The sequence below is a fragment of the Dictyobacter halimunensis genome (assembly GCF_036245075.1).
The window spans coordinates 710,957-728,223 of the sequence record NZ_BSRI01000001.1 but is presented as its reverse complement, the minus strand read 5'-3'; the positions used below and the strand labels follow the sequence as shown (position 1 = coordinate 728,223).

At 51.9% G+C, this 17,267-nt stretch carries 10 protein-coding genes; 9 read left to right on the top strand and 1 reads right to left on the bottom strand.

The window, feature by feature from the left end; all coding sequences use genetic code 11:
* Positions 1–624 precede the first annotated feature (624 nt).
* The 6 genes from AABA21_RS03095 to AABA21_RS03070 all read left to right on the top strand — a co-directional run bounded on the left by AABA21_RS03095 (position 625) and on the right by AABA21_RS03070 (position 11,078).
* Positions 625–2,475: an ABC transporter ATP-binding protein gene (locus AABA21_RS03095; RefSeq protein WP_338247503.1), complete on the top strand. Its 1,851-nt coding sequence runs from the start codon at positions 625–627 to the stop codon at positions 2,473–2,475.
* Positions 2,472–4,331 carry an ABC transporter ATP-binding protein gene (locus tag AABA21_RS03090; RefSeq protein WP_338247502.1) on the top strand — a complete coding sequence of 620 codons (1,860 nt, stop codon included), beginning with the start codon at positions 2,472–2,474 and terminating at the stop codon, positions 4,329–4,331. The genes AABA21_RS03095 and AABA21_RS03090 overlap by 4 nt, the downstream gene beginning before the upstream one ends.
* 525 nt (positions 4,332–4,856) lie before the next feature.
* Positions 4,857–6,587: a peptide ABC transporter substrate-binding protein gene (locus AABA21_RS03085; RefSeq protein ID WP_338247501.1), complete on the top strand. Its 1,731-nt coding sequence runs from the start codon at positions 4,857–4,859 to the stop codon at positions 6,585–6,587.
* Between the two features lie 245 nt (positions 6,588–6,832).
* Positions 6,833–7,795 carry an ABC transporter permease gene (locus AABA21_RS03080; protein ID WP_338247500.1) on the top strand — a complete coding sequence of 321 codons (963 nt, stop codon included), beginning with the start codon at positions 6,833–6,835 and terminating at the stop codon, positions 7,793–7,795.
* A 12-nt stretch (positions 7,796–7,807) separates the two neighbouring features.
* Positions 7,808–8,947: an ABC transporter permease gene (locus AABA21_RS03075; protein WP_338247499.1), complete on the top strand. Its 1,140-nt coding sequence runs from the start codon at positions 7,808–7,810 to the stop codon at positions 8,945–8,947.
* 442 nt (positions 8,948–9,389) lie between these two features.
* Positions 9,390–11,078 carry an NB-ARC domain-containing protein gene (locus tag AABA21_RS03070; RefSeq protein ID WP_338247498.1) on the top strand — a complete coding sequence of 563 codons (1,689 nt, stop codon included), beginning with the start codon at positions 9,390–9,392 and terminating at the stop codon, positions 11,076–11,078.
* A 92-nt stretch (positions 11,079–11,170) separates the two neighbouring features.
* Here the strand turns inward: AABA21_RS03070 and AABA21_RS03065 are convergent, their stop codons facing one another.
* Positions 11,171–12,490, bottom strand: coding sequence for an MFS transporter (locus AABA21_RS03065; RefSeq protein WP_338247497.1), 1,320 nt, complete (start codon positions 12,488–12,490; stop codon positions 11,171–11,173).
* A 342-nt stretch (positions 12,491–12,832) separates the two neighbouring features.
* Here AABA21_RS03065 and AABA21_RS03060 point away from each other — a divergent pair, with 342 nt between their 5' ends.
* From AABA21_RS03060 to AABA21_RS03050, 3 genes are all read left to right on the top strand, one after another.
* A complete protein-coding gene (locus AABA21_RS03060) occupies positions 12,833–15,451 on the top strand; it encodes a PAS domain-containing sensor histidine kinase (protein ID WP_338247496.1) in 2,619 nt (872 codons plus the stop codon).
* A gap of 65 nt (positions 15,452–15,516) precedes the next feature.
* Complete coding sequence (locus AABA21_RS03055) at positions 15,517–15,981, top strand: response regulator (RefSeq protein ID WP_338247495.1); 465 nt, start codon at positions 15,517–15,519, stop codon at positions 15,979–15,981.
* A gap of 184 nt (positions 15,982–16,165) precedes the next feature.
* The gene (locus tag AABA21_RS03050; RefSeq protein ID WP_338247494.1) at positions 16,166–17,254 is read left to right on the top strand and encodes a sensor histidine kinase; all 1,089 of its coding nucleotides are present in this window, start codon (positions 16,166–16,168) and stop codon (positions 17,252–17,254) included.
* The last annotated feature ends 13 nt before the right edge of the window (positions 17,255–17,267 follow it).

Below are 17,267 nucleotides of genomic sequence, written 5' to 3'. Positions count from 1 at the left end.
AAGAGGGATGAGGTAAAGAAGTTACTATTTTTTGACGACTATCGTTAATGAGGGAGGCGCAAAAATGTCCACTATGCGTTGCGGGCCCCTGTAGTTTGAGGGATTATCTTTGCGGATAGGCAGGCCGATGTAATTAGAGCATCGGTCTGCCCATCCATAAAGATATATTCAGGCGTGTCACTTCAGGGTCCGTTAGTGTCCCCCCTCCGCTTCTTCTATTATGCTTTGAAACCTTATTCGAAAGCATAATAGGAGGAGAGCGAAAGTATAAGAAAGCAAAGAAATGAAAAAACGGCTTATTCCCGGAAATAGGTATCAGTTTCCGGGAATAAAACAAAAACCAATTACCGAAATTTCCAAAAAAGATGTAGAATGACTGACAAGCGTATGTCAGCCATTTCATTTTAGACTTTGAGTGATGATACTAACCTGTCACATCCATTGATGTATGTGATTTGTCTTCAGGCTCTACTTGCTCGATGCACATCACGCATGAGTGGATGTAAAGATAGCGTAATAGGTCATTTTTGTTTTATGGGCATAACCAGAAATGCCCCGACGTGCGATGAGTAAGTGTATTGGGAATACTGCGGATACGGCGCGTCAAGAAAGGATTTATCTGGAATGCAGGTAACACAGGCTAATCAGCAATCTTCATCATCTTTAGGTCAGAATCAATTACAAGAGAATTGGCGCATTTATTGGCGCATTTTTAAACTGTTGCGACCTCACTGGTTCAAGGCAGTTGCAGCCGTTGTTTGTATGGGGCTGGCGACCGGTTTTTCGTTGATCGTACCCTGGCTGTTGCAGTGGGTCGTTGATGTTGGTATTCATAGTGGTCGTTTTCAGGATCTGCTGTGGGCAGCGTTGGCGATCCTGGTAACCAGTGCCTTGCGTGGTCTCTTTGCTTATGGGCAAGGTTATCTCGGGCAGGCTATTTCGTCGCTGGTCGCTTACGATCTGCGCGATATGCTTTATGATCATTTACAGCACCTCAGTTTTTCATTTCACGACGATTCTGAAACTGGTCAGCTGATGTCGCGCATGACCGCTGACATTGAAGCTGTACGTAACTTTTTCCCTATGGGGCTGCTGCGCGCCCTGTTAGCAGTGGTTACCTTTGCCTCTGTGACAATTTTATTATTGCGACTTGATGTATATCTGGCTCTTATTACGTTAATCTCAGTACCTATAATGCTAATTCTCTCGGCCCAGGTTGTCAAGCGTTTGCGACCTTTGTGGCTGTCGGTGCAAAATGGCGTGGGCGATCTGAGCACAATCATGCAGGAAAGCCTGAGTGGTGTGCGGGTTGTGAAGTCTTTTGCTCGTGAAGATTTTGAGATTGAGAAATATGGTACCAAGAACCTGCAGTTGCGCGAGCTCAACATGAGCGCTATGCGTCTGTCGGCCTGGAATCAGCCGTTGCTGGTTCTCTCGCTGAACCTGGTGACGGTACTTGTGTTATGGGTTGGTGGTATCGCGGTCATTCACCGCACGCTAAGCCTGGGCACCCTGGTAGCTGTGACCAACTATATCCTGCTGCTGGGTACTCCGGTGCGTACATTTGGTTTCATGATTAACTGGTGGGTACGTGGCCTGTCAGGTGGAACACGTATTTTCAGTGTTCTGGATACGCCATCAGATATTACTGATGCACCTGATGCCAAAGTCCTGCAAAAAGTAGCCGGCCATGTACGCTATGAAAATGTTTCATTTGCCTATAGTAATGGTGTTGAAGTTCTCAAGGATATCACTATTGATGCGCAGCCGGGTCAGACCATCGCTATTCTTGGTCCGACCGGTAGCGGTAAAAGTTCTATGCTGCATTTGCTGCCTCGCTTCTATGATACAAAAGAGGGACGTGTGCTGGTAGATGGGTTTGATGTGCGCGATGTTACGCTGGCCTCGTTGCGGCGCAATATTGGCCTGGTGTTGCAAGATGTGTTCCTGTTCAATGCGACGATCCGCGAGAATATCGCCTATGGTGTGGTCGGAGCAACGGAGGAACAGATCCTGGAAGCCGCGAAGGCAGCGCGTATCCATGATTTCATTCTGATGCTGCCCGATGGCTATGATACCTGGGTTGGTGAGCGTGGTGTCACCCTTTCAGGCGGCCAGAAGCAGCGTGTGGCGATCGCGCGTACGCTGTTACTCAATCCAAGCATCCTGGTGCTGGATGATTCGACCTCCAGTGTGGACATGGAGACCGAATATCTGATTCAGCAGGCGCTTGAAGAAGTGATGCGTGGACGCACCACCTTTGTTGTGGCCTCTCGCCTGCGCACCATCAAAAATGCCGACCAGATCCTTGTCTTAGAGCGAGGAAAAATTGTTGAGCGCGGTACCCATGCTACATTGTTGAAGCATAATGGTCCCTATGCCCGACTCTATGATATGCAGCTGCGCGAACAGGAAGAGTTTGAGGCACAGGTGCTGAATACTCAGTCTGATCTGCAGACGGAGGTATTGCAGTGATTAAGACCAAGGCAAGCGATAAGGCGGTTTCTTACGCTGACTATAAACGTTCTCATAACTGGATCGAGAACAGCCTGGCTCATTCTGATGAAGAAGAGGGCGGAAACTTTGATTGGAAGCTGGTGAGCATGTTTTTCCCATATATCGGGAAATACAAGGTGCCAGCGATCTGTAGCATGGTCCTCATGCTTGTATATACCCTGCTGAACCTGCTGAATCCCTGGTTAATTGGCCTGGCGATCGATAACTACATTACCCACAGTGACCTGGTGGGCCTGGGTATCCTGAGCATCATTTTCCTGGTGGTCAACGTGGCTATGTGGCAGGCCCAGTACTGGCAGGTCTGGTCGATGTCCTGGGCCGGTCAGCAGATCCTGTTCTTGCTGAGCGCCGATATGTTTACGCATCTGCAGCGCCTCTCGCTGAGCTTCTACGACCATACGCAGATTGGTCGCGTCATGTCGCGCTTGCAGAGTGATATCGATGTGCTGGAAGCCATGCTTAGTTCTGGCTTGCTGTCGATGCTGGGTTCCGTGATAGCGCTGGTAGGCATTATCATCTTGATGCTGGTGATGAGTCCATTGCTGGCCTTGCTGACCTTTGTGGTCTTGCCCATCATGTTCATCATCGCGGCCTTCTGGCAGAAGCATGCGCAGATGTCCTTCCGCCGTACGCGTGCCTCAATCTCGCTGGTGAACTCGACGCTGCAGGAGAACATCTCCGGTATGCGCGTGATCCAGAGCCTGGTACGTGAGGATCGCAACCGCTCGGAGTTTGACGATCTCAATGCCTATAACCGCGACACCAACCTCGAGTCCAGCCGCATCGCGGCGCTGGTGCTCCCCCTGGTTGAGGTGGTAGCGGCCCTGGCTACCTGTCTGGCCGTGATCTATGGTGGTTACCTGGTCTCAAAGAACCAGTTGCAGATTGGTGTTCTGGTCGCCTTTGTACTGTATATTAACCGCTTCTTTGATCCTATTCGTGATCTGAGCCAGCAATATACACAGCTGCAGCGTGCCGGTGTGGCGGCCGAGCGCATCTTCCAGATCTTGAATATGAAGGTCGAGATTAAGGATAAGCCAGATGCCCAGGATCTGCCAGAGATCAAGGGTGATGTCAGGTTTAAGGATGTTGTCTTCGGCTACAATCCTGTGCATCCGGTGCTGCGAGGCCTGAACTGGGATATTAAGGCTGGTCAGACGGTGGCGATTGTGGGTCCAACGGGTGCCGGTAAGAGCACGATCATCAGCTTATTGACACGCTTCTATGATATCCAGAGCGGATCGATTACGATTGATGGCTATGATCTGCGTAACGTGACGCAGAAGTCGTTGCGGCGCCAGGTTGGCGTGGTGCCCCAGGAGCCATTCCTGTTTACCGGTAGTATCGCGGATAATATCCGTTATGGTCGCCTGGAGGCTACGGATGAAGAGGTGATGGAGGCGGCCAGGATCGTGGGCGCCCATGATCTGATTATCCAGTTGCCCGATGGCTACAATACGCCTATTCGCGAACGTGGCCGAAATCTGAGTATGGGACAACGTCAGCTCATCTCATTTGCTCGTGCGTTGCTGGCTGATCCTCATATCCTGATCCTGGACGAGGCTACAGCCAATATCGATACCTTTACGGAAGCGATTGTCCAGATGGGACTCAAAAAGCTGCTGCATGGTCGTACCGCTTTTGTGATCGCCCATCGACTCTCGACGATTAAGGATGCAGACAGCATTGTTGTCTTGCAGGCTGGCCAGATCGTTGAGCAGGGGACGCACAGCGAGCTTCTGCAGAGCGAGGGGGAGTATGCATCGCTCTATGCGATGGGATTCCGCCATACGGCTGCCGCAGCCAGCGCGTAGTGTGTCTATAGCTATGAGTGATTAGGCCGGGCCCTACGGACCCGATCATAAAAATACAGAGAAGCGACGTGAGAGGCGCTCCGGTGCCCCTCACGTCGCTTCTCTGTATTTTTATGTAACGCGGAATTTCCGCGCATATTCCGCGCAGAGAGATCAGATTTCCGCGCTTTGTATCGCTGACTTTGTGTATTATGTCCCTGTGTTCTGTGATTGAAATCATACCCATGTCCTTCCTCGGTACTTCTTCCCACGCAAGGAACGCTCCATCTACAGGGATAGTATTCACAACTGGGAATATGGCTGGCTGGTCGCTTCGGCTTTTAGTATAAGAGCTTGTTTTTTATGGGGTATGTCCCGATGCTCCACAGACATCATGCCGCTCAATTTGGATGGGCGGAGCCGCCCGGACAGCTACTGATGTTTCTGAAAACTGGATTATTTCAATTGATGAGTGAGTGGCGGGGGAGCTGGCCGCGGGTGAACGGCGTTTTCAAATGCTTTTTACTGTAAGGAGTTACACACTTTATGCGCTCTGGCAAAAAAATCACGACGATGATGCTGCCAACTCTCCTGTGTTTGTTTGGTGTTCTGCTAGCTGCCTGTGGTGGTGGTTCGGTGCCGGGTAGTGGCAGCGTTAGCAAAACGAAGGCCCCCGACAACCAGCAGGTGTATCGTTGGGCATTTCGTTTACCTGATATTGCTTCATTTGATCCTGGTATCGCGACCGACAATACTTCGATTCAGGCTATTAATATGGCTTTTACCGGCCTGGTTCAGCTCGACGACCAGTTGAATATCAAGCCGCAGCTGGCCCAGTCCTATGATATCTCTGACAATGGTTTAACCTATACATTCCATCTGCGACCCAACCTGAAGTTTAGCGATGGCACCAGACTGGACGCCAACGATGTGGCGTATAGCGTCGATCGCGCGCTCTCCCCTGATATCAACAATCAGTCTGGCGTGGCTTTGACCTATCTGGGGCTCATCAAAGACGCTCCCGAGCGGACCGAAGGAAAAGTTAAATCTGTTATCGGTACAGGTGTGATTGTCAAGGATCCCGATACCGTTGTGATGAAGCTGAATAAGGCGACCGCCTACTTTCTGGGAGCTCTGACGTATCCAACCAGCTTCGTGGTGGAGAAGAGCGTTATTGATAAGTATGGCAACAAATGGACGGATCACCTGGCTGATAATGGTGGCCAGGGCGGTAATGGACCTTTCAAAGTCAAAGAATATAGCCACACCACCGGTATCAAGTTTGTTCCCAACGACAACTACTATGGGAAGAAGCCACAGTTGAAGGAAGTCGACTATCTGCCATTTAAGGATCGCCAGACCAGCTACAATGCCTATCTGGCCGACCAGGTAGATGTCACGGATATTCCGCTGCCACAGTACCGTCAGTCGAGCAGCCGTCCCGATTTCAATAAGACTGATGCCCTGACCGTTTTTTACGTTGGTATGAACTACCAGGTAAAACCCCTGGATAATATCAATATTCGTCAGGGCCTGGCCCTGGCTCTGGATCGCGACACCGTTGTGAAGGCGGCGTACCAGGGTGCTTATACCCCCACCTGCCATATCGTTCCTAAAGGGCAGTTTGGCTATAATCCTGATCTGAATTGTCCGGGTGGCGCAAGCGTTCATGGTGACAAGAAAAAAGCTGTACAGCTGTTTGAAAAAGGTTTGCAGGAAGAGGGTCTGACGCGTCAGACATTCCCTCAGATTACGCTAACCTATCCAAACCAGTCGCAGGAATCTGCAAACGAGGCTGCTACCGAAGTGCAGATGTGGAAGAGCGTGCTGGGTATCAACATCGCCACCACCGCGATCAGCCAGAACACCCTGTATACCTACCAGGCACAGACTCAGGGTAACAAGGGCCCATTGCAGATGTGGCTGGCTGGCTGGGGTGCCGATTTCCCTGATCCCCAGGACTGGATAACCCTGCAGTTTGGTGCTGGCGCACCTAACAACGCCTATAACTATGGTGACAACGGGAGCGGCCATGTCGCTGCTCAGAAAGCGTTGCAGGATCAGATGTCGGCCGCCGACGTCATGAGCGATAAAGCTGCCCGCTTGAATGCTTACAACAAGATTGAGCAACAGCTGGTTAATGATGTCGCGTGGCTGCCGATCTATCAGCGCCCTGATTTTCGCTTGCTCAAGCAATACGTGATCGGGATGAAGTTTACTTCCGCATCTATCATTCCGCCAGACGACTGGGCGAATGTCTATATCGCACAGCACTAAACACTGATTGACCCTCTTAAGCAAGTCGAGAGGTAAAGCGAGCGATATTATGGGCGCGCCGCCATCTAGCAATGGTGGCGCGCCCATCAGGCTTCATCTGGTGGTGCATGGAGCGCGAATGCGCCCCCATGCACCACCAGAAAACGAGTGCGGCCGCGCAGCGGACGCCCGAGTGGGGGCGCCCACGCTCGCCAGGAAAGAGTGTGTCAGACACTCTCTGACTGGCAGGAGGGCAAGGAGTTTCTATGATTCAATTTATGTTGAAAAGATTAATAGGCCTGGTCTTTGTTATAATCGGGGTCACCTTCATCACGTTTACAATGGGCTATTTCGCCCCCGATGATCCGATTAAACAGTTACTGGGGCAGCACTATACTCAAGCGGCGTATTTACAGCTCAAGCATGCATATCATCTGGATCTGCCTTTTTTTCAACAATACTATAATTTCTTAACTGGACTGTTCCACCTGGACTTTGGCTATTCCTTCCAATCGAAGGGCCGACCGGTGTGGGATATCTTAAAGGATGGCGTCCCCGTTTCGATCGAACTGGGCCTCTGGGCGTTGCTGGTTCAACTGCTGCTAGGTATCCCGCTGGGCATCTATTCGGCCATCAAGGCTCGTACCTGGGTTGATACCACCAATATGGTAGTGATGCTGATTGTCTACGCCCTGCCAGCCTTTGTGCTGGCAACCTTTGCCCAGGTCGCCCTGGTCTTCCTGGATATCTCCATCCCTGGCCTGAACTGGCCGGTGTCTAACTGGGGCATACCCTGGCACTATACGTGGGCGGATATTCAGTATAAGCTGGTGCCGATCCTGATCTATGGTGCCGCTGGCTTCGCCTACTATGCTCGCCTGACGCGTACAAGTATGCTGGAGGTGCTCAACCAGGACTACATTCGTACCGCCCGCGCCAAGGGTCTGCGTGAACGCGTGATTACGTTCCGGCACGCATTCCGCAATGCTTTGATCCCTCTGGTCACGGTGGTCAGCGTATCGCTGGGCTTTCTGGTTTCCGGTGCTTTCTTTATTGAGCATGTCTTTAATATTCCCGGTATCGCTGAGACCACCCTGTCTTCGGTTGGTGCCAGTGACTATCCGGTTATCCAGGCGACGACCGTGCTGCTCGCGGTTACTGTCGTGCTTGGCAACCTGATTTCTGACATCCTGTATACCGTCGTCGACCCACGTATTAAGTCAGAATAGGAGGATATGTAGATGAAGAATCGCATGGAGCGAGGGCCAAACGTTTCCCCATATATTCCCGGTGATGGTATGCCGTTTAATAATTCCAGCGCGCAATCAGGGGTAATGGCGCCTGATAGCCCGGTAAGGCCTATCGAGCCAGAGACGGCGCCGCCGGTATCTAGTCACGCAAATGACCCCCAGGGGCCAGATCATAAGCACCGTACGCCGTTTCAGGAGTCGTTCCGTCGCTTCCGTCGCGACAAAAAAGCGATGATTAGCCTGGGTGTGATCGTGTTTTTAATTCTGCTGGCAATCGTGGGTCCGCCGATCTATCAGCATATCGGCGGCACCTATAACAGTACGACCAATGGCCCGATTGGCCCTGACCAATATCACAACTTTGGCCACGCAGAAGTTGATCGTGTGACCGAGGGGCCGTCCACCCAATACTGGCTGGGGACCGATGGACTGGGACGCGATATACTGGCCCGCATCATGCAGGGTGTGCTGATCTCGATCTCGGTCGCGGTACTGGTTGAGGTCATTGATATCCTGCTGGGTATCCTGGTGGGTGTGCTGGCCGGCTATTTTGGTGGCTGGATCGATTTTCTGCTGGCCCGCTTTACCGATATCATGTTTGCCTTTCCTGGCCTGCTGTTCTTGATCCTGATCTCTGGTATCATGGGCCCCTGGGCCGATAGAAACTTGAATCATGTACCGGTCATCGGCGCGAACGGCAATGCTCGCCTGCTCCTGGTTTCGCTGGCCCTGGCCTTTACCATCTGGCCGTTGATGGCGCGGTACGTGCGTGGCCAGACCCTTCAGTTAAAGCAGCAGCAATATGTTGAGGCCGCCAAAACGCTGGGCAGTTCAGATACCCAGATCATCATGCGCCACATCATTCCTAACCTGTTTAGTATTGTGGTAATTGCTTCGACCCTGAACATTTCAAATACTATCATTGCCGAGGCCGGTATCAGCTTCCTCGGCCTGGGTGTACAGCCTCCCGGCTCCAGCATCGGCCTGATGGTTTCTGAGGGCTCACAATACATCCGCACCAATCCCTGGGACGCGATCGTCCCCTGTACCGTGCTGGCTATTATTGTGCTGGCCTTCTCCTTCCTGGGTGATGGTGTACGCGACGCCTTCGATCCACGTGCCAAAGACTAGGAGTGTGTCAGACACACATTTTCTGGGGAGCGTGAGCGCCCCCGCACGGGCGGCCGCATACGCGGCCGCGCCGGTATGATATGTGTATGAAGTGTTGTGCCGGTGCATTGGGTGCGCGACTGCGCACCCAATGCACCGGCACAACACTTCATACGTAAAAAAGGGGCTTGCCCGGCCGGGCAAGCCCCTTTTTTATTACCGCTCTCTTCCTTCGGCAGCTGAGATGTGATAGAGTAGAGATGTGAGGTTGGGGCTGGGTGATGCTTACTGCTACGTATGTTTGTTCATCAATAGAGGTGGGGCTGGTTATCGCGAGGGGTATACCTCTTTTTGTTCTAGTGCAACGGGAAACGATGATGGTAGTTGTGATGTTGTATAAATATCGAGTGTGAATCGCAAAATTATTTATGTATATATGGCGGTGAATGTTTTGAAAACTTCGATGGATGCAATTCAATTTGGTAAGTGGATAGGGGAGCGGCGGCGCAGGCGTGGCTGGTCAAGCCAGCGGGCACTGATTGACGCGATACGGCATGACCCTTTCTTAAAAGATTCACGTATTTCTGAGGATTTCATGGCGCGACTGGAGGCGGGTCGCCTGGTCTATCCTTTCAGGGGGCATGTGCGGCGGCAGGTGCTGGCTCTGGCATGGCTGCTGTGCTCAACTTCGCGTGAGGTACAGACTTATCTTCAGGTTGCTTCATTGAAAGATTTAAACGTTGAGGAGGACAAGTGGGTACAGCAGCTGTATGCCCATGTTTCCGGGAGGGCTCACCCCTCTATCGAACTGCTGCCCGCCCGTCCTCAGCACTTGATTGGTCGCGACGCTTTGGTGCAGGAGATCGTAGATCAGTTGTGCTCATTAGAGCATGGTGTTTGCGCACTGACAGGCATGCCAGGCATAGGGAAGAGCGCCGTAGCTTCAGTAGTCGTGCATCATCTGGTCGCGGAGGGTTATTCACGTGTCTTTCATCAGGGGATCATTACTATTTCCTGCAAAGGCCGGCGTGGCACGCGAGGACTGCTGTCTGTGCTCCACGAGGTGATTCGCCTGTTGTCACCCTCTCAAAAGCATGACGTTCCCGAACAGTCAGATGGTACACTTCCTTTCTGGCTGGATCATATGGATATACACTTATCCGGCCTGATTGACCAGGTGCGTATACTGCTGATGGATAAGAGCATCCTTTTCTTGTTGGATGACCTGGACGCACAGTTCCCTTTGCGGACCGCACTGGATGCATTGCTGGGAAGTACCCGGCACAACGCCGTTCATCCAACTGAACACCGCCAGGGCGTTGCGCGCCATGTTGTACTCACGACCAGCCGCCATATACCATCCCCAACGTTTTTAAGTTATCATCATCACCTGCAGCCATTAATGCATCATAATGCCTGCGCGCTGCTATACAGCCTGTCGTCCTCGACGTGTGCCACCGCCCCATTGGCTTTACATGCAGAAGAGCAGGAACAGGCAACCGCTCGGATCTGTGATGCGCTTGGCAACCATCCTCTGGCTATTGAACTGGCTGCCAACTCCGTAGTTGGCCGAGGCATCCCGCTTGATCTCCTGGCGACCAACATCGCGCTTGATCCTTTTCATCCAGTGTTGGACAATAATGGGGAACTGGGAGCGCTTTTTGAACATGCTTTCAGCAACATAGGGCATGAGCAGCAACAACACTTTGCTCTGCTGGCCCTGCTGGGACCTCAGGCTTTCAGCCTGGAGTCGGCGGCGGCACTTATTCAATCTGAACAGTGGGAACAACTTGAATCCTTTTCATGCCTCATATCAGCGAGACCAGGCCAGAGGGCGACGGCTGAACTGGAGCGTCTTCCTGATCCCGACAATCAGAGAAAGGGTTCCGCCGAAATGACGCGGGCGGATAATCCTTATGTATCCTTTCAGACGCTGACCTCGACCGCTTTAGAGCTAGGCTATCTCGTCAACGACTCCCTCCTTGAACGCGTGGGCCCTGATGACAGATACTCATCTTCCGATGAGCAACTGTATCAATTGCATCCACTGCTCTATGCGTATGCGCGCAACCGCGTACAGCGGCTTCCCGCCAGCTATCTGGATGCCGTCTGGAGTAACTTCCAGGCATATATGACCTGCTTTTATAAATAATTGCATGCTCGAACCAGTTTTTGCTCCTGTGGTACCGCCGCAGGCGGTACCACAGGAGCAAAAACTGGGTTTACCATCCTATCGAACGTCATTTAGATGAGTTGCTCCAGTGTTGATTGTTCGGAATCTTCCTCGTGTATAAACTCGATGCCGCGAGCCTCCTGGCCGATGGCCGTCATAATAATGACCGCCAGAAAAGCACCTAATGAGAAAATGCCCAGCGCGGCCGTATAATTCGGGATTTTTGGCTGTCCCATATTGGCGGCCAGTAGCGCCTGGGCGAAAATGATCTGAGCCGCGAACAGGTTCCCTAATTGATAGGCAAACCCCGGGAAGGTACCACGCACATCAGTGGGCGAAAGCTCGTTGAGGTGGACTGGCACCACGCCCCACGCTCCCTGGACCATAAATTGAAGCAGGAAGGCGCCCAGTGGCAACGTGTAGAGCAGACTGATCCCGGGAATCTTGAGCCAGCCGGACCACAGAGGGATCATGATGATGCCAAGGCAACAGGCAATAATGATAGCTTTACGCCGCCCCCATTGCTGTGAATAATAGCCAAACAGCGTTCCACCAATAATTGCTCCCACGTTAGAGATGGCGGAGATAATGGTCGTTCCGGTCACCCCGATTTTTAGTTGGGCCTGCAAGAAGGTTGGATAATTATCCTGGGTGCCGTGCGATAAGCAGTTGAACGCGGTCATTAAAATGATCACATAGATGAACAGGATAGGACGACTGCTGATCGCGCGCCAGATACTTTGCCAGGGAGTAATGCCCGCACGGCGGTGGCGTTGTTGTTGCCGCTCCCAGACCGGCGATTCGGGCACGTTCAATCGAATGTAGACGACCAGCAGGGCCGGTAACACGCCAATTACAAACAGGGTACGCCAGGTGGCCAGGGAGGCCGGGAAGAAGCTGAAGACCAGCCCGTAGACCAGCGCCGCAAGCAGATAACCACACGCGTAGCCCTGTTGGAGAATGCCCGAGAAGAGCCCTCTTGATTCAGTTGGCAATGACTCCATTGTCAACGAGGCGCCCAGTCCCCATTCACCACCCATGCCGATGCCAAACAGGATACGTAGGACAAGGAAAACGCCATAATTGGGCGAGAAGGCAGTGAGCAACTCGATCACCGAATAAAACAGGATATCGATCATCAAAGGGGTGCGCCTGCCGAAACGCTCTGCCAGCAAGCCGAAGATAAAGGCCCCTACTGGACGCATCATCAGTGTCATCGAAAGCGCGAAGGCGATCGCAGGCAGCCCAACATGAAAGTCATCCTTCAGCTTAACCTGTACAAAGGTGAGGAGGAAAAAGTCAAACGCATCCAATGTCCATCCCAGGAAACTGGCCGTGAAGGTGTTGCGTTGCTCCCGTGTGAGCGAGGTAAATAATCTCCAGGCGTTCATTGACCGAATTCCTTTCGTCAGTGAAATAGAGGTAGACTATTATATATAATAACACAAAAAACGTTTTCTGCTTTTCGTTATGTTTAATATGGCAGAGTTTTTATCGTGGCTGTTGCTGCTTTTGCTCACCATACAAAAGCGAGGAGTTGGGGCAACGACAGCAGATGGGTACATTTACACCCATCCGTTGTCGTTGCCCCAACTCCTCATACAAACTTTAATGTGCTAGAATGGGAAAGAGCGATTTCTTATTTCAACGTGGATATTGGCCCGACTTTATCCTGCTACATGCACAAACGAGACTTTCTTTTCAGCGATCTCTTGGCAGAGGAGGACACTGATTTGCAACATAAATTGTACCCCACCATTCCATCTCATTTTCATCTACAACATGTCAATAAATTACAGGCTCTGCTGGAGGCGATTCCTGATGGTGTGGTAAAGGTCGACGTAACTGGCCGTTTGCAAAGCGCCAATGCGGTTGCTCAGTGTTTGCTTGCTCGCATTGTCTCAACATCCCAGGAAGACATCCTGAGGCCAGAAAAAATGGCTGGCCTGCGGGCCCGTGATGTTCAGGGGCAGTTGTTAACCCTCGATACGATTCCCATTGCGCGTATGCTGGGCGGTGAAACGTTAACCGGCCAGAACGCTCCTATTATTCATTTTCCTACCCATGACGGACAGGAGCTCTACGTACAGATCAGTGGAGCGCCGTTGCAGAACGAGGTCGCCGATCTGGTGGGCGCGGTGGTGATCCTGCGCGACATGACCGAATACGTACGGCGCCGCCGTTATCTGGAAGAAATGTTGTGGCAGGGGGCGATCGAGCAGCGGCGCCTGCGCACGCGCGAGGAGCGTGCGCGCCGCATTTCCGCCCTGGTGGCTGATTCTGCCTACTCATATCAGATACGAGTAGATGGTGAAATCAAGCGTGTCTGGCTTACGGATACGTTCCAAAGCATTACCGGTTATACTCCTGAAGAGATTGATGCACTGGGCTGGTTGAATCCCGCGCTCTATCACGCCGATGATGCCTCGGCGGTGCAGGAGCGGCGACAAGCGCTATTGGCCGGCGCTTCTGATGTGCGCGAGTGGCGCCTGATCACCAAAGATGGCGAGATACGCTGGTTGCGTGACTCCTGTCATCCTATCAAAGATCAGTCCAGCGGTGTGTTTCACTTCTATGGAGCAGTTCACGATATTACCAGCCATAAAAAGGCGGAGGAACAGATTCATCATCTGAGCCAGCAACTCTCGACCACCTTTGCCGCAATTGCCGACGGGATCGTTATTTATGACCGCGAAGGACAGGTGTTGCAGATGAACCAGGCGGCCCGTGACCTGCTGGGCTTTGACAGCAACGATACATTTGATATATTGCCGATGTCCAAACGTATCCCGTTAGTGCGGATGCGCATGGACGAGCAGCCCCTCGCGCTGGAGCAGACGCCGCTGCATCGTGTATTACATGGAGAGATTCTGAAAGGTCCACAGGCTGAGGACATTTTTATTACGGCTCTGGATGGTCAACAGCGCTGCCTGAACATCAGCGGCGCCCCGATCCGTAACCTCGCCGACGAAATTATCGGGGGCGTGTTGATATTTCGCGACGTGACGGTCAGGCGGCGCCAGGAGTTGCGTACCCAGCACGCTATAGATACGCTACTGGCGATGGCTGAAGCCCTGGCCCACTCTATGGAGCAGCTTAACTTTCCCGATAATGTGGCGGATCAGCAAGCCTATATCTCGCGGCAAGAGGTGGTGCGGCACCTGCTCTCGCTTGGTTGTGATCTGCTAGGGGCGCAGATGGCATGTATCGTAACCATCGACCCGGGGACGTATCGTTTTGCGCCAGTGACCACCACCGGATTATCCGCTGAATCAGAAGAGCGTTTCTGGCGCGAGATGCCCCATGTCTATCTGCATGATTACCTCTCCGCTGATGTTCGTGAACAACTTTTAGGGGGCGAGCCCGTTTTGTTAGATATAGCCTGCATACCAAAGGCGGATATAGCCACCTTTGGTATGACACAGATGCTGGTGGCGCCTCTGCATATCGGTGAACAATGCCTGGGCCTGCTGATCATGGATGCGCCCTCCGTCAAGCAGGAATACCCGTTATCAGAAGCCCTGACCTTGATCAAGGTCGTAGGCAGATTGACCGCGCTGGTCATTGAGCGTGAGCGTCTGATACATGAGCGTATCATCGCGCAGATTCGTACCGTTGCTGAAAGTGAGGCCAATCGTCAGAAAGATGATTTTCTACGCCTGGCCAGCCGCGAACTACGTACGCCTCTGGCAACAATTAAAGCCGGTCTACAACTTACCCATCGCAAGATAGGGCACTTGCCGGCGGCGATACCGGATCCCAGTTTGCTGGAGCAGATCGACGAGGTGCTCAATCGTGGTGAGCGCCAGGTCGCGGTTGAAAGCCGGCTGATTGGCGATTTATTAGATGTTTCTCGTATACAAGAGGATCGCCTTGAGTTACAATCTAAGTTGTGCAATCTACTGGATGTGGTACGTAACGTTGTTGCGGACCTTCGTACAGGTAACACCTTGCGCACTATTCAAATTATTGAGCCTGTGGGTGAAGATATGATCCCTGCTGTCGCTGATGTCGAACGTATTGGCCAGGTACTCACAAATTATCTGACCAACGCCATCAAATATTCGCCAGTGGATAAAGCGATCACCATACGTTTCGAGATAGATGAAATGGTTGTACGGGTCTCTATCTGCGATGAAGGGCCAGGGATTGCTCGGGAACTTCAATCAAAGATCTGGTCGCGTTTTTACCAGGTGCCTGACCGTATCGTTTATAGTGGATCATCGGGATTAGGGCTGGGACTCTATATATGCCAGAAAATTATACGCCAGCATAATGGGCAGGTCGGTGTGATCAGTAGCCCGGGGCAGGGAGCCACGTTCTGGTTTACCTTACCTCAGGCTCTGGACTGAAGTATGATAACAGAAAAATTGGTTGGAGAAACAGTTACAATCAGGATAGCAGAAAAGAGAAGAAAATGGATCGGAGTGTCTTGGCACCCCTGCTCTTGGTAGAAGACAGCGATGAAGATGTAGAGCTTATTGAGTGGGCTTTAAAAAAGCTTGCGATCACTATCCCGATAGTTCGATGTACTGATGGTGAGGAGGCTTTGGATTATCTCTATCAACGGAATCGTTACAGTGATCCACAGAAGTCACCTATGCCAGCGCTGATTCTGCTTGATCTACAACTGGTAGCTGTAGATGGTCTTGAGGTGTTGCAGGAGATTAAGGGAGATGAGACCTTACGCATGATACCAGTTATTGTCTGGACTTCATCTGACGATGAGCATGATATCGATGTCAGCTTCAAGCAAGGTGCGAATAGCTATATTTTGAAGCCTATGAGCACCCAGCGTCTGCTGGCTATTGTTGAGATGCTCAATCAATACTGGTTTGGCGTTGCTATACTACCAGAAAACATTTCTTTACAATCAGACTAAGCTCCTGCACAAGTCCCCCGGTTTTCGGCATGCCATGCCCGAGGCATAATCCATAGGCTGGTATTGTATGTTATCGGAAAGGGATCGATCCCTTTAATGGTTCGTGCCAGCTTTTCTGTGTGAATGGGAGCAAGTGTTTTGCGATCTTTGTTTACGGTACCTTTTTTTTTTACATCGTTCATCGTTGCGTGTACGTCTGGCTTTCTTCCTGAGTAGTTGTATCGTTATTTTTAGTATTATCGCGTATGCCTTATTTGCGACCTCCGAGACGCGAATCGTCACGCTCTGTGCCATCCCCGTGGCGGTTGCCTGTTGCCTGTTCGGGCTACGAATGGCCTGCCTGGGTGCTCTGTCCTTCTTACTGCTGTGCGCTGGCCTGCTGACCCTGCACATCCATACCCTGCACTGGCCCGTTCTACTCGTCGAGGATTTTTCGTTTGGGATGCTGGCGCCGGGAGTTGTACTTATCTGCTTCGGTTTTCTGTGGCCGCCTTTCAACCGTCATGCGTCTGATATAGCGGGCCCCCAATCACAACACGGCGGACAGCAATTGAACCAGTCCTATAATCAACAGCAATTGGAAGAAGCGCGCGACCAGTTTCTGATGAGCGTCAGCCACGAATTGCGTTCACCATTGACGGAGGTACGAGGTTACATTAATCTTGTGCTGGAATACGGCGATCAGCTCGATGAAGCCACGCGGAGCACTTTTTTGCAGAATGCATCCTACGGTTGCGACGAACTAGAATTAATTATCAGAAATGTGCTCGATATGTCGCAGGTGGAAAAAGATGGGAAGCCGGTATACATGCAAGCATTGCCGCTGGTGGCGACGATTGAGGAAATCTGCGAACGCATCTATCTTCATGATCACACGCTGGAATTGAGTATCAGCCCCGATCTGACGATTCTGGCTGATCGGCAACAATTGCGGCAGATATTGCGAAATCTGATTTCTAATGCCTGTAAATATTCGCCCGCGCACACAGGTGTAGTCATCTGCGCCAGCCTGCGGCAGGATAACATGGTGTGTATATGTGTAAAGGATGAAGGGGCTGGGATCGAGGCTACCGATATGCCTCACCTGTTTCAAAAATTTTCGCGCCTCAAGCGTGATGTTGCCAGCGCGGTACATGGCACGGGCCTTGGCCTGTATATCTGCAAGCAATTTGTGGAAGGGATGGGCGGACGGATCTGGGTGGAGAGCGAGGGCATTGCGGGTAAGGGAAGCCGCTTCTGCTTTACGCTGCGCCAGCCTGATGTGGACAGGTAGATAGAGGAATCAA

What these genes read in the sequence shown, in the direction of transcription:
- AABA21_RS03065 (WP_338247497.1), bottom strand. Translation starts at nt 12,490, where the DNA reads ATGAACGCCTGGAGATTATTTACCTCGCTCACACGGGAGCAACGCAAC.
- AABA21_RS03055 (WP_338247495.1), top strand. Translation starts at nt 15,517, where the DNA reads ATGGATCGGAGTGTCTTGGCACCCCTGCTCTTGGTAGAAGACAGCGAT.
- AABA21_RS03075 (WP_338247499.1), top strand. Translation starts at nt 7,808, where the DNA reads ATGAAGAATCGCATGGAGCGAGGGCCAAACGTTTCCCCATATATTCCC.
- AABA21_RS03070 (WP_338247498.1), top strand. Translation starts at nt 9,390, where the DNA reads ATGGATGCAATTCAATTTGGTAAGTGGATAGGGGAGCGGCGGCGCAGG.
- AABA21_RS03080 (WP_338247500.1), top strand. Translation starts at nt 6,833, where the DNA reads ATGATTCAATTTATGTTGAAAAGATTAATAGGCCTGGTCTTTGTTATA.
- AABA21_RS03085 (WP_338247501.1), top strand. Translation starts at nt 4,857, where the DNA reads ATGCGCTCTGGCAAAAAAATCACGACGATGATGCTGCCAACTCTCCTG.
- AABA21_RS03095 (WP_338247503.1), top strand. Translation starts at nt 625, where the DNA reads ATGCAGGTAACACAGGCTAATCAGCAATCTTCATCATCTTTAGGTCAG.